Origin of the sequence: Streptomyces sp. NPDC056128, assembly GCF_042263835.1 — a bacterium.
Taxonomy (GTDB): Bacteria; Actinomycetota; Actinomycetes; order Streptomycetales; family Streptomycetaceae; genus Streptomyces.
On sequence record NZ_JBHJVQ010000039.1, the window covers coordinates 1 to 13,059 of the forward strand.

General features: G+C 70.8%; 11 protein-coding genes and 2 tRNA genes. 3 read left to right on the forward strand and 10 right to left on the reverse strand.

Features of this window, described 5'->3' with window-relative positions; translation table 11 throughout:
* Positions 1–18: 18 nt before the first annotated feature.
* The 4 genes from ACFC1X_RS37065 to ACFC1X_RS37080 form a co-directional block, all read right to left on the reverse strand.
* A tRNA-Met gene (locus tag ACFC1X_RS37065) sits at positions 19–92 on the reverse strand.
* A gap of 77 nt (positions 93–169) precedes the next feature.
* The gene (locus tag ACFC1X_RS37070; RefSeq protein WP_376362988.1) at positions 170–1,984 is read right to left on the reverse strand and encodes a tetratricopeptide repeat protein; all 1,815 of its coding nucleotides are present in this window, start codon (positions 1,982–1,984) and stop codon (positions 170–172) included.
* Positions 1,985–2,223: 239 nt separating this feature from the next.
* Positions 2,224–2,297: transfer RNA gene (locus ACFC1X_RS37075), tRNA-Met, on the reverse strand.
* 84 nt (positions 2,298–2,381) lie between these two features.
* Positions 2,382–5,351 (reverse strand): UPF0182 family protein, encoded by a 2,970-nt coding sequence (locus ACFC1X_RS37080; protein WP_376363091.1) that lies wholly within the window; start codon positions 5,349–5,351, stop codon positions 2,382–2,384.
* A 164-nt stretch (positions 5,352–5,515) separates the two neighbouring features.
* On the opposite strand from ACFC1X_RS37080, the gene ACFC1X_RS37085 reads away from it, so the two are divergent.
* A complete protein-coding gene (locus ACFC1X_RS37085; protein WP_376362991.1) occupies positions 5,516–6,058 on the forward strand; it encodes a PPA1309 family protein in 543 nt (180 codons plus the stop codon).
* A 30-nt stretch (positions 6,059–6,088) separates the two neighbouring features.
* Here the strand turns inward: ACFC1X_RS37085 and ACFC1X_RS37090 are convergent, their stop codons facing one another.
* From ACFC1X_RS37090 to ACFC1X_RS37105, 4 genes are all read right to left on the reverse strand, one after another.
* Positions 6,089–7,183, reverse strand: coding sequence for a PDZ domain-containing protein (locus ACFC1X_RS37090; protein ID WP_376362994.1), 1,095 nt, complete (start codon positions 7,181–7,183; stop codon positions 6,089–6,091).
* A gap of 51 nt (positions 7,184–7,234) precedes the next feature.
* A complete protein-coding gene (locus ACFC1X_RS37095; RefSeq protein ID WP_007444545.1) occupies positions 7,235–7,399 on the reverse strand; it encodes a hypothetical protein in 165 nt (54 codons plus the stop codon).
* A gap of 172 nt (positions 7,400–7,571) precedes the next feature.
* Positions 7,572–8,030, reverse strand: coding sequence for a molybdenum cofactor biosynthesis protein MoaE (locus ACFC1X_RS37100; RefSeq protein WP_125491918.1), 459 nt, complete (start codon positions 8,028–8,030; stop codon positions 7,572–7,574).
* A 180-nt stretch (positions 8,031–8,210) separates the two neighbouring features.
* On the reverse strand, positions 8,211–9,332 hold the full coding sequence (locus ACFC1X_RS37105) for an SDR family oxidoreductase (protein WP_376362998.1): 1,122 nt from the start codon (positions 9,330–9,332) through the stop codon (positions 8,211–8,213).
* A 192-nt stretch (positions 9,333–9,524) separates the two neighbouring features.
* Between ACFC1X_RS37105 and ACFC1X_RS37110 the strand changes: the two genes are divergently transcribed.
* Both ACFC1X_RS37110 and ACFC1X_RS37115 read left to right on the forward strand, forming a co-directional pair.
* On the forward strand, positions 9,525–10,985 hold the full coding sequence (locus ACFC1X_RS37110) for a zinc-dependent metalloprotease (RefSeq protein WP_376363001.1): 1,461 nt from the start codon (positions 9,525–9,527) through the stop codon (positions 10,983–10,985).
* Entirely contained in the window at positions 10,982–11,497 is a 516-nt protein-coding gene (locus ACFC1X_RS37115) for an NUDIX hydrolase (RefSeq protein WP_376363004.1), read from the forward strand. Before ACFC1X_RS37110 ends, ACFC1X_RS37115 begins: the two co-directional genes overlap by 4 nt.
* A gap of 99 nt (positions 11,498–11,596) precedes the next feature.
* Here ACFC1X_RS37115 and ACFC1X_RS37120 read toward each other — a convergent pair whose 3' ends face one another.
* Together ACFC1X_RS37120 and ACFC1X_RS37125 are read right to left on the reverse strand one after the other, a co-directional pair.
* The gene (locus tag ACFC1X_RS37120) at positions 11,597–12,352 is read right to left on the reverse strand and encodes an AIM24 family protein (protein WP_376363007.1); all 756 of its coding nucleotides are present in this window, start codon (positions 12,350–12,352) and stop codon (positions 11,597–11,599) included.
* Between the two features lie 15 nt (positions 12,353–12,367).
* Complete coding sequence (locus tag ACFC1X_RS37125; RefSeq protein WP_122616121.1) at positions 12,368–13,048, reverse strand: AIM24 family protein; 681 nt, start codon at positions 13,046–13,048, stop codon at positions 12,368–12,370.
* Between the last annotated feature and the right edge of the window lie 11 nt (positions 13,049–13,059).

Consider the following 13,059-nt stretch of genomic DNA (forward strand, 5'->3'; position numbering starts at 1 on the left):
CCGGCCCTCGGCCTTCAGTAGCGGGGACAGGATTTGAACCTGCGACCTCTGGGTTATGAGCCCAGCGAGCTACCGAGCTGCTCCACCCCGCGTCGATGAATGGAACATTACGTCACCCCCACGACGAGAAGCAAATCGCTTCCACCTCGGCGTCCCGCTCGGACCGGCCCTAGGCCGACAGCTCCTGCCGCAAGGCGTCCCGCAGCCGGGCCGCCCGCTCGCCCACCTCGGCCGGGCCCAGCGACACCGCCCGGTCCGCCCAGCGCTGCCCCTCCGCCAGCTCTCCCCGTCGCGCACAGACCAGCGCCAGCCGCAGCGCGGCCCGTCCGTGCCCGGCGTCGGCCGCGCGGCGCCACCACACGACGGCCTCGGGCTCGCTGCCCTCGCGGGCCAGCAGCAGGCCCAGGTTGAACGCGCCGTTGCGGGACCCGGCCTCGGCCGCCTCCCGGTACCACCGCGCCGCCTCCACCACGTCACCCCGTGCGGCCGCGAGCATCCCGACCCGCACCTGGGCCCGGCGGTGACTCTGGGACGCGGCACGCTCGTACCACTCCTCGCACTCGGACTTCTCCTGTGCCGGCTCGCCCAGCTCGTGCGCGGGCGCGGGCGGCCGGCGCGCGTCCAGCACCGTCGCCAGCCGGTACGCGGCCTCCGCGCTGCCGCCGCCCGCCGCGCATCGCAGGAACCGCTCCGCCTCGCGCTCGTCCCCGGCGCGCAGGCGGGCCATCCCGACCTGCAGCGCCGCCTCCGTGTGCCCGGCGGCCGCGGCCCGCTCGTACCAGCGCAGCGCCGTCCGCTCCGCGCCCCGTCCCGCGTGCAGGATCCCGAGGTTGAAGGCGGCGTCCACGCTGCCCGCCTCGGCAGCCTTGGAGAACCACGGCTCGGCGCCGGTCTCGTCCCCGCCGCGCAGCAGCAGGATGGCGAGCGCGTTGGACGCCTCCCGGTGCCCGGCGTACGCGGCCCGGCGGTACCACTGCTCGGCCTGCGCGGTGCGGCCCTGCTCGGCGCAGAGCAGCCCGAGGTTGTACGCCCCGTTGTCGTCCCCGGCGTCCATCGCGGCCCGGTACCAGCGTTCGGCGGTCTGGGTCTCGCCGCGCTCGGCGTGCAGCGCGCCCAGGGCGTTGGCGGCGTTGCCGTCGCCGTCCTGGGCGGCGCGCAGCCACCACACGGCGGCGCTCTCGGTGTCCCCGGCGTCGCGCAGCAGGAAGCCCAGGGCGCAGGCCGCGCGGGCCTCGCCGTCCTTGGCGGACGTCAGGTACCAGCGGCCGGCCTCCTTCAGCTCGCCCCGCTTCTCCAGGATCGTCCCGAGGTGCAGCGCGGCCCGCCGGTGACCGCGTGCGGCGGCCTGCCGGTACCACTGCTCGGCCTCCTCGCCGGCGGTGTCGGCCGCGTCGTCGTCGTCGCGGTCCTGCCCGGTCCCGCGGTCCAGCGTCCGCGCCAGCCGGTACGCGGCCTCCCGGTGCCCGCGCTCGGCCGCCGCCCGCATCCAGCGCCCGGCTCCGGCCTCGTCGCCGCGGTGCTCCAGCAGGTCGGCGAGGGCGTAGGCGCCCAGGACGTGCCCCTGCTCGGCGGACTGGCACAGCCAGTACTCGGCGGCGGGCTCGTCCCCGCGCTCGCGGAAGTGCCGCCCCAGCGCGTGTGCGGCGGCCGCGGATCCGGCGACCGCGGCGATCCGCCACCAGCCCGCGGCCTCGTCGGCGTAGCCGCGCTGGTGCAGCAGCACGCCGAGATTGTTCGCGGCCGCCCGGTCACCGGCCGCCGTGGCGGCCCGCAGCTGCGACTCGGCTCCGTCGAAGTCGCCCCGGCGCAGCAGCATCGCGCCGAGCATGCTCATCGCCTCGACGTCACCGCCGTCGACGGCCAGCCGCAGGCGCACTTCCTCGGCGGCCTCGTCGGCGGCCTCCTGAGCCTCGTCCGTGGCCTCCTCCTGACCGGACGGCTGCGCAAAACGCCCTGTCCCGAACAGATTTGCCATGTCCCCCATAACGTTCATCGTCGCACCACCTGCAACCTTGGTACATCCGGTATACCGCAGCCAGTGAGGTCACTTCAGCGTTTTGTCGACATGCCCACAGGACGACAAGTCAAACACAGATCGGCCCAACTCCCCCTGGCGGCGCGGCCGTCGCGCTCACCGGCACATGCGTTCGCACACCAGAAAGGCCCGGATCCCTTTCGGAATCCGGGCCTTCGAGGTCGTGTGCACATGGCCCACGATTTCAGTAGCGGGGACAGGATTTGAACCTGCGACCTCTGGGTTATGAGCCCAGCGAGCTACCGAGCTGCTCCACCCCGCGCCGTTGTGTTCACAACCCTAGCACGGCGCGGGATGGGCTTTGACCAGCTCGAACGCCGGTCGGCAGCGGCATCGCCACCGGGTGTCAGCCGGTGTCCGAGCCTCCGCCGGCCTCCTTGCTCGGGGAGGCGCTGGGACTGGCCTTGTCGTCCCCGTTCTTGTCCCCGGCGCCCTGGTCCGCCTTGGCCTGTGCGTCCTCGGCGCGCTGCAGCGCCTTCTCCAGGTCCTTCTGCGCCTCGGCGTACGCGGTCAGGTCCTTCTCCTCCAGCGCCTTCTGGCCGGCGTCGAAGGCCTCCTGCGCGTCACCGAGCGCTTCCCGGACCGTCGGGTTGGTGGACGTCGGTGGTGGCTCCGTCGTGTCCTGGCCGGGGTCCTCGCCGGTGTCCTCCGGTGGCTCCGGTTCGGCCGCCTGCGCTCCGAAGACCTTGTTGAGGGCTTCGTCGAGCGTGTTCTCGAAGGCCGTGTTGCCGCCGTAGCTCACCAACACCTTGCGGAGCAGGGGGTACTTGAGGTCGCCACCGCGGACGTAGACCGGCTCGACGTACAGCAGTCCGCCGTCGAGCGGGACGGTCAGCAGGTTGCCGTACTCGACCTCCGAGTCGCCGCCTCTCAGCAGCCTGATGGACTCGGCGATGTCCTGTTCGGAGTTGAACTGGCTCTGCACCTGTTTGGGTCCGTCGACGGTGGTGCTGGTCGGCAGTTTCAGGATTCTGATCTTGCCGTAGTCGCTCGTGCCCGCCTCGGCGTCGACCGACATGAACGCGCTGAGGTTGTCACGTCCGTTGGGCGTGAACGTCGTCGTCAGCGAGAACGCCTGCTGTTTCTGGTCGGGCATCTTCATGCTCAGGTAGTACGGCGGTACCGCGTCCCCCGACTTGTTGGTCGGGTCGTCCGGGACCTGCCACACCTCGCTGCCGCTGAGGAACGTGTTGGCGTCCTTCACGTGATAGCGCGTGAGCAGCTCGCGCTGGACCTTGAACAGGTCCTGCGGATAGCGCAGATGCGCCATCAGCTCGCCGGAGATCTCGCTCTTGTCCTTCACCGTGTCCGGGAACGCCTTCATCCAGGTCTTCAGGACCGGATCCTTGGTGTCCCACTGGTAGAGCTTGACGTCCCCGCTGTACGCGTCGACGGTCGCCTTCACCGAGTTGCGGATGTAGTTGACCTGGTTCTGCTGGGCCACCACCGCGCGCTGGTCGTTGGCCGCGGTCAGCGAGTCGGCCGTGGTGTCGCCGAGGGTCGTACGGGAGGCGTACGGGTAGCCGTTCGTCGTGGTGTACGCGTCGACGATCCACTGGATGCGGCCGTCCACCACCGCCGGGTAGGCGTCGCCGTCGATGGTCAGCCATGGGGCGACCGCCTCGACGCGCTCCTTGGGCGTGCGGTTGTAGAGGATCTTCGAACCCTCGCCGATCGCACCGGAGTAGAGGATCTGCGGCTCGCTGAACGCCGCGGCGTACGCCGCGCGGTTGATCGGGCTGGACAGGTCGACCCCGCCGTCGCCCTTGTAGCTGAAGGTCTTCTCCCCGGTGTCGTCGGAGTAGTCGATCTCCTTCTGGGGACCGCCGACGATCGAGTAGGTGGTGGTCTTCTCGCCGTAGTAGATCCGCTGCTCGTACTTTCCGAGGTCGCCCTCGGAGGGCAGGTTGGACTCGGTGAAGACCGGGCGGCCCTCGGGGTCGACCTGGGTGCCCTTGGCCGCGACCGCGCCGTAGCCGTGGGTGTAGCGGAAGTGGTTGTTGATCCAGTTCTTCTTCGGGATGCCGGCCAGGTTCAGCTCGCGCAGACCGATGACCGTGTCCTGGTCCTTGCCGTCCTTGGCGTAGCGGTCGACGTCCAGGTTGGTCGGGAACGCGTAGTAGTTACGCATCTGCTGGAGCTGCTGGAAGGTCGGCGAGATGATGTTCGGGTCCATGATCCGGATGGACGCGGCGGCGTCCACGTCGTCCCGGAGCTTGGTCTTGTCCTTCGTCTCGCTCCTGCCCGGGTACTCGGAGACCTGGGTCCCCTCGATCCCGTACGCGTCGCGCGTGGCCGCCAGGTTCTTCTCGACGTACGGCGCTTCCTTGGCCTGCTCGTTCGGCTGGACCTGGAACTTCTGGACCAGGGCCGGGTACAGGCCGCCGATGAGGATGGCGGAGAGGACCATCAGGCCGAAGCCGATCACGGGCAGCTGCCAGGTGCGCCGCCACAGGGTGGCGAAGAACAGCAGCGCGCAGATGACGGCGATGCAGAACAGGATGGTCTTGGCCGGCAGGTAGGCGTTGGCGTCGACGTACCTGAGGCCGGTCCAGTTGTCGGTCGCCTTGAAGTCGCTGGACTTCACCGCCAGCCCGTACCGGTCCAGCCAGTAGGCGACCGCCTTGAAGGCGACGAAGACGCCGAGGAGCACCGACAGGTGCCCGGTGGCGGCGGCCGTGGCGCGCGCGCCCGGGCTGGTGACGCGGAGCCCGCCGTACAGGTAGTGGGTGAGCGCGGCGGCGATCACCGAGATGATCACGGCGGCGAAGCCGAAGCCGAGCAGGAACCGGTACCAGGGCAGGTCGAAGGCGTAGAAGGAGACGTCCAGTTTGAACTGGGGGTCCTTCTGGTCGAAGGGCACGCCGTTGACCCACATCAGCCAGGTCCGCCACTGGCCGGACGCCGAGGCGCCGGCGATCAGGCCGACCAGTGCGGTGATGCCGAGCAGCAGCCACTTCTTGTACGGGGCGATGCCCATCCGGTACCGGTCGAGGTTCTGCTGCTCCATCGACATGGCGCTGAGCGGCGGGCGCAGGCGGTGGGCCAACCAGATGTTGAACCCGACGGCGAGCGCCATCAGCAGGCCGAAGACGAAGAAGAGCCCGATCTTGGTCCACAGGGTCGTCGTGAACACCGACGAGTAGTTGACCGACCGGTACCAGAGCCAGTCCGTCCAGAACCCCGCGAACATGGTGAACGCCATGAGGAGCACGGCGAGGACACCAAGTGTCAGCAGCAGGGTTCGGACACGCCGGGACGGGCGGCCCACTCTGATCCGCGGCCCCGACGGGGGGCCTCCGCCGCGGTCCGGCATCTGGAAAGCCAAGGTGCGCACCTCGAAGTTCGCTGTTGATCCGTCAGGCCCTCGGGTTCGCGGGCCCCCCGTGCGCCCCCGTGATCGTGGGCCCACACTTATGCAACTTACTCATCGTTTACTCGGTTCCCGATTCGGGCCAGTAACGAGGCAGGATTGTGACCATGTCCAACACCCCCATGGCTGCGAGCCCCCTCACCCGGGCCGTACTCGAGATCGACGAGTACGTCTCCGGGCTCGGCTGGGACCAGCCCGCACGCCTCTTTGCACTTGTCGACACCGCACGGCTGAGGACCGATCAGCCCTCACTCGCGGACCGGCTCGGTCTTCAGGACGAACCGGACACTTCCGGCCTGACCCCGATCGAGCAGGACGAGATTCCAACGGACCAGCCGCTCGACGAGTTCCTGGGCACCATCGCCTGGCCCGACGCGGTGGTCGGCTGCGCGCTCGCCGTGGAACGCCTGATGCTGCCGCCGTCCGCCGAGGCCCAGGTTCCGGAGGGCCTGAACGAGTCGGGGCTGGCTCGGTGGGTGGCGGAGCACCCGGACCGTCAGGAGGTCCGCATGACGGTCGCGGTCCTGCGCGACGGTGCCCGCGACTCGGCCCTGCGGCTGCGCGAGAAGGACACCGCCACCGAGGTGCTCACCGGTTCCGACCTGGTGCCGGGTCTGGCCCAGGCGCTGACGGCGACCTTCGCCGAGTAGCCCCCGGGCCGCCCTGCGGCCGCCCGCCGGCTACCCCTTCGCGCACTCGGGCAGGTCGGAGGTCTTCCCGGAGCGGATGTCGCGCAGCGCGCCGAGGGCGTCGTCGATGGTGTCCACCTTCACGAGGGTGAGCCCGTCGGGGACGTCCGCGGCGGCGGTCGCGCAGTTGTCGGCGGGCGTCAGGAAGTACTGGGCGCCCTTGCCGCGCGCGCCGATGGTCTTCATGCTGATGCCGCCGATCGGACCGACCTTGCCGGTGTCGTCGATCGTCCCGGTGCCGGCGACGAAGCTGCCGCCGGTGAGGTCGCCCGGGGTGAGCTTGTCGTAGATGCCGAGGGCGAACATCAGGCCGGCGCTCGGGCCGCCGACGTCGGCCAGCTTGATGTCGACGGAGAACGGGAACGTGTGGTCGGTCCCGGCGGAGATCCCGACGATGGCGCGCTTCTCTCCCTTGTCGTCGGAGGTCTCGGTGGTGATCGTGACCTTCTCCGTCTTCGTGGGCGTCCGGCGCTCCTTCTCCGCGTCGGCCTGCTCGTCGGCGGGCACGATCGTGAAGACGACGTCCTCTCCGGGCTTGTGCTTGGTCACCAGCTCGGCGACGTCGGTGGGCTTCTTGACCGTCGTACCGTCCACGGCCTTGATCACGTCACCGGCGTGCAGCCTGCCCTGCGACGGGGAGTCCTTGACGACCGTGGAGACGACCACCCAGGACTTCACCGGGATGTCGAGCGCCTCCAGGGCGGCGACCTTCGCGCTCTCCTGGGACTGGCTGAACTCCTCGGCGTTCTCCTGGGTGGCCTCTTCCTCGGTCTTGCCGTCCGGGTAGATCGTGTCGTGGGGCACCACACTGTTGTCGTGCGCCAGCCAGCCGTAGACCGCCTCCACGAGGTTCATCTTGTACTCGGCGCTGGTGACCCGGACGGTGGTCATGTTCAGGTGACCGCTCGCCTCGTAGGTCTTGTGGCCGGAGATCTGCAGCACCGGCTCGCCGTCGTGGTCCCCGAGGGTGTTCACCGTCGGCCCGGGTGACATCTCCGAGTAGGGCACGGGGATGAACACACCCGCGCACAGGATCGCGATCAGCATCAGGGTGGAGGCGAGCATCGTCGCAGTGCGGCGTGGCATGGCACGACAGTACGGGACGCGGCTGTCGGAACACCGTCAGGGCGGGTCCCGTCAGGCACCGGTGCGGGGCTTCTCCATGGCCTCGCGGAACCGGGCGTACCCGTCCAGTTCGGGGCCGTCGCTGCGGGCCTTGCGGGTCCGGTTGGCCCAACTGCCCCACAGCCCGGCGCCGACGGCGGCCACAAGCGGAATCAGCAACCAGGCAAGCGCTGCCATGCCCGACCTCCCAGCCCCATGAACGTCCGCAACTGACTGATCAGCAGATTAACCATCCGCAGTGACAACGCTCACGCCGGGGGGCGGGTTACGCAACCGGAGCCAAGAGGGGTGAGCGGCAGGGCCAAGAGGGGGTCGGCGGCGAGGGCGAAGCGGGGGTCGGCGGCGCCCCTCAGCAGGCGCCCACCCACTCCTCGGTGCCGTCGGAGAACGTCTGGTGCTTCCAGATCGGCACCTCGTGCTTCAGGTCGTCGATCAGCTTCCGGCAGGCGTCGAAGGCCTCACCCCGGTGCGGGCAGGAGACGGCGACGACCACGGCGAGGTCCCCGACCTCCAGGTCCCCCACGCGGTGGACGGCCGCGAGCGCCCGTACGGGGTACTCCGCGACGACCTTCTCGGCGATGCGGCGCATCTCGGCCTCGGCGCTGGGGTGGCACGAGTACCCGAGCCGGTCGACGTCGGTGCCCCCGTCGTGGTTGCGGACGGTCCCCACGAACAGTGCGGTCCCGCCGGCCGCGTCGTCCCCGACGGCCCGGAAGACCTCGTCCACGGACAGGGGGGTCTCCCGAACGCCGATCAGCTTGACGGGGTCCGCTGCGGCCAGCTCACCGGGGTGGTCGTTGGTTGCCATACGACCATCGTGCCGCACGTCGCGGACGGCGCGGAATAGCGTGATCGCCCGGCACGCGCGCGTACCGCGTTGGAGCGTCCTACAGGGGGCGATCCACCGCGCGGGGCCGAAGACGTCGGATGCGATGCCCGCGCGGGGCCGGGGACGTCAGATGCGGCGCCCGCGCGACGGACGGGGAGGTCAGATGCGGCGCCGGGCCTTGCGGGCCCGCCGTACCACCGCCGCCGCGCCCAGCAGCGCCACCGTCGCTCCCGCGGCTCCCGCGGCCGTCGCGTCCTTGCGGCCGAGGCGCCGCCCCGCGACCGTGTGCCGTCCGGCGACCTCGTCCAGCAGCTCCGAGAGCACCTCCTCGTTGGTGTACTTCGGCCGCCACCCGGCGTCGTGCAGCCGGCTGCCGCTCACCACCCAGGGGTACATCGTGTACGCCAGGTCACCGGCCGGGGAGGGCGTCAGTCCGATCCGGTGCAGCCGGGCCGCCGCGCCGAGGGCGACCGCGGACGGCAGCTCCATGCGCCGGATGCCGCTCAGCTCCTCGACCTCCTCCTGCTCCAGCCAGCCGTCGCACCCCACGGCCAGCTCGCCCTCGGCCTTCTCCAGGACGGCGTACTCCAGGGCGCTGCACAGGTCGTCGACGTGGCAGAACTGCCAGGCCGGCCGCGAACCGGCCACCACAAGGAGTCGGGGCGACTCGAAGTACCTGGTCAGCGCGGTGTCCATGCCTCCGACCAGCACCGCGGGCCGGACGACGGTCACGTTGAGTCCGGGGTGTGCCCGCGGGGCGCGCCGGGCCAGCCGTTCGATCTCCAGCAGGTCCCCGACGCCCGTGGCCTCGGCCGTGGCGCGCAGCTCGGCGTCCTCCGACAGCGGCAGCTCGTTGTCCGGGAGGGCGCCGTAGACCATCGCGGAGGTGCAGAGCACGACGCGATGCACGCCGGCCGCCGCGGCGGCGGTCAGGACGGTCTGCGTCCCCCGGACGTTGTAAGCCGTCCGGGCGGCCGCGTCGGTCTCCAGATCGAGGTCGAGCGCCAGGTGCACCACGACGTCCGCACCACGGAGTTTCTCCGCGATGGCGGGGTCCCGTACGTCCAGGATCTGCCACCGCGCCGCCTCGCACTCACCGCGTCGCTCGTCGATGGCCACGACCTGTCTGACCTCGTCGGACGCGGCCAGCCGCGCGGTGAGCAGCGCCCCGACCCCGGAGGCGGCACCGGTGACCGCGACCACGGGTCCGCGCGCGCCGGGGCGGGGGGAACTGGTTGACTGGTTTCGCGCTGCGCGAACCTGCGGATCTGGGGAACTCACCGGGCGTCTCCAGCGGTTGTCTTCAGTACGAGCGCGAGCGACGCGTGCGTACCAGGTGGCATCCATCCTGCCGCAGGCCGTCAGTCGGCGAAGCACCGAGGCCCGAACCGCCCCGGGTGTCTACGCTGGGTGGTGAAGTCGGGCAGCCGTGCCGCCGGAAAGAACCGGCGGCCCTACCAGCCGAGGAACCCCGTGAGTGACACCCCATTCGGATTCGGCCTTCCGCCGGAGGAGCCGGACGACGGCGACGAGGGCAAGAAGAAGGACCAGCAGAGCGGCGGTGGTCAGGGACCGGCCAACCCGTTCGGATTCGGGACGCCCGGAGCCGGTGGCCTGGGTGGCCCCGGTGCGGACAACCCGTTCGCTGCCATGTTCGGTTCCATGAACCCCAACGACCTGGGCGCCGCCTTCCAGCAGCTGGGCCAGATGCTCTCCTACGAGGGCGGCCCGGTGAACTGGGACATGGCCAAGCAGATCGCCCGCCAGACGGTCTCCCAGGGCACACCGGACGGCCGCAAGGACGCCAGCGTCGGTCCCGCCGAACGCAATGCAGTCCAGGAGGCCGTGCGCCTGGCCGACCTGTGGCTGGACGACGCGACGGCCCTGCCGTCCGGTGCGGGCACCGCGGTGGCCTGGAGCCGTGCGGAGTGGGTCGAGGCGACCCTGCCGGCCTGGCGCGAGCTGGTCGACCCGGTCGCCGAGCGCGTCGGCAACGCCATGGGCGACGTGCTGCCGGAGGAGATGCAGGCCATGGCCGGCCCGCTGATCGGCATGATGCGGTCCATGGGCGGCGCCATGTTCGGCACGCAGATCGGTCAGGCCGTCGGCGTGCTCGCCGGCGAGGTCGTCGGCTCGACCGACGTGGGCCTGCCCCTCGGCCCGGCCGGCAAGGCCGCGCTGCTGCCGGCCAACATCGAGGCCTTCGGCCAGGACCTCGGCGTGCCCCAGGAGGAGGTGCGGCTGTATCTCGCCCTGCGCGAGGCCGCCCACCAGCGCCTCTTCGCGCACGTGCCGTGGCTGCGCTCGCACCTGTTCGGCGCCGTCGACGGGTACGCCCGCGGCATCAAGGTCGACACGGCCAAGCTGGAGGACGTGGTCGGCCAGTTCGACCCGCAGAACCCCGAGCAGCTGCAGGAGGCGCTCCAGCAGGGCATGTTCCAGCCGGAGGACACGCCGGAGCAGAAGGCCGCCCTGGCCCGGCTGGAGACGGCCCTGGCGCTCGTCGAGGGCTGGGTGGACGCGGTGGTGCACGCCGCCGCCAAGCCCCGGCTGTCCTCGGCCGACGCGCTGCGCGAGACGCTGCGCCGCCGTCGCGCCTCGGGCGGCCCGGCGGAGCAGACCTTCGCCACGCTGATCGGTCTGGAGCTGCGCCCGCGCCGGCTGCGGGACGCGTCCCGCCTGTGGGCCTCCCTCACGGACGCGCACGGTGTCGACGGCCGGGACGGCCTGTGGGCCCACCCGGACATGCTGCCGACCGCCGACGACCTGAACGACCCGGACGGCTTCGTCCACCGTGAGCAGCTCGACTTCTCCGAGCTGGACAAGATGCTCGGCGAGGCGGCCGGCAAGCCCGACCTGAAGAAGAAGGACGCGCCGGGCCAGGACGAGAAGGGCCGGGACGAGGCCGACGGGAAGGGCGACGACACCGAGTGAGTCTCCACGACGACGCGGTCCTGGTCCTGAAGGACCACCAGGGCCAGGACGAGCTGCGTCAGGTCTACCTGGACCATCTGGCCGCCCACCCGGACGGCGTGTGGAAGGCCTGCGGGGACGGGCACATCACGGCGAGCGCCCTGGTGATCGACCCCTCGCGCGGGCGGGTCCTGCTGACCCTGCACAAGAAGCTGCGGATGTGGCTCCAGATGGGCGGCCACTGCGAACCCGTCGACGCGACGCTGGCGCGGGCGGCCCTGCGCGAGGCCACCGAGGAGTCGGGCATCGACGGCCTGACCCTGGCGCCCGGCGGCCCGGTGCGGCTGGACCGGCACCACACGCCCTGCGCATGGCACCTCGACGTCCAGTACGCGGCGGTGGCCCCGGCCGGGGCCGTGGAGGCGATCAGCGACGAGTCCCTCGACCTGCGATGGTTCCCGTACGCGGAGGTCGCGGATGTCGCCGACGACTCGGTGGTACGTCTGCTGGAGGCGACGCTCGCGCGGATCTGAGCGGTGCGGGGCCCAAGGGGGTACGGGAACGAGCGCCCGCCACAGCCGTAAGGGGTGACCGCCTTAGCGATCACCCCTTACCGGACGCGTCGCGCGCGCTCAGCTCCAGACGTTGCCCTGGTTCTGCCCTCGCGCCCCCTGCTGGCCCATGCCGTACTGGGCCGCGACACCGGAGCCGACCTGGGCGTTCTGCGGCGGCAGCAGCTCGCTGGGCTGGACGAGCGCGAAGCCGCTGCCCATGAAGCTCAGCTCCCAGCCCTCGCCGGTGTTGCCTCGGCGCCGCCACACCCCGGAGGAGTGCGTCTGGGCCTGCATCTGCACCCGCAGGCCGGTGGACCAGGCGACGATCGCGTCGGCGTCGCAGTTGACGTACCTGTCGGGCGTCACCTGCATGAACAGGGGCACACCCGAGGTCATCAGAGCGACCTTGCCGCGGCCCGTGATGTTGAGCTGGTACTTCCCCGAGCCGGAGATGCCGTAGAGGCTGTCCACGGCGATGACCTCGTGGTGCAGGGACGAGTCCATCGCCAGCACGTAGCTGCTGTCGACGGTGAGACCGTCCTGGTCGACGTCGACCACGTGGACGCACTGGGCGAGGTTGGCGAAGAACACCGTGCCCTGCCCGTGGCAGCGCATCAGGTCCAGGCCCTCACCGGTGTGCGCACGCGCGCGTGACTGGTTGTTGCTCTGGTACTCGGCGTCGAACTCGACGAGGCCCTGGTAGGCGACCATCGTGCCCTTGCGGGCGAGGATGTCGTCGTGGCCCCCCAGGGCGACGCGGAGCATGTGCTTGTTCTGCAGGCTCCAGGCTTCCTGGGTCTGCTGGTCGTTGTAGGCGAAAATCGGGCTCTGCATGATGGTGGCTCCCCCTCAGCCCCGGGCCCGGAGGCGGTCGGTGCTGTCCTCGCTGGGCTGGACGACGACGATGCCCTGACCGGAGAAGGCCATCTGGAAGGCCTCGCCGCTGCCGCGGCCGATCAGCGACTGCGCCTTGAAGCTGCGCTTGCCCTTCACCTTGAGGTTCGGGGACCAGGCGACCAGTGCGTCCGGGTCGACGTACGTCTCGTCCTCACCGCCGCCGCAGTCGACCACGATCGGCTTGCCCCGTGAGGTGAGCGCGACCCAGCCCTGCCCGGAGATCTTGGTGTTCCACAGGCCCTGCCCGGCGAACTTCGCCAGGCCCTTGACCCGCTCCACGCCCCACGTCAGGTGGGCGTCGAAGGCGAGGAGGTTGGTGGCGTTGACGGAGATCCCGTCGCCGTTGAGGTTGATCACGACGACGTTGGCGCCGTAGTCGGCGAGGTAGAGCAGTCCGTCGCCGGAGCACTTCATGAGGGGCGCGCCCTCGCCGGTCATCCAGTCCTTGGCGATCTGGCGGACGGCCGGCGGGTTGGGCTCGTACTGGACGAAGCCCTCGTAGGCGACCATCGAGCCCACGCGCGCGAGGAGGTCGCTGCCGGTCTGCATGGCGACCTTCAGCATGTGGTTGCCGTGGTTCTCCATGCGGGCGGTGACGGGTGCGGGGGCGTAGCCCGCGAGCGGCTGGTTCATCTCGGGCTCTC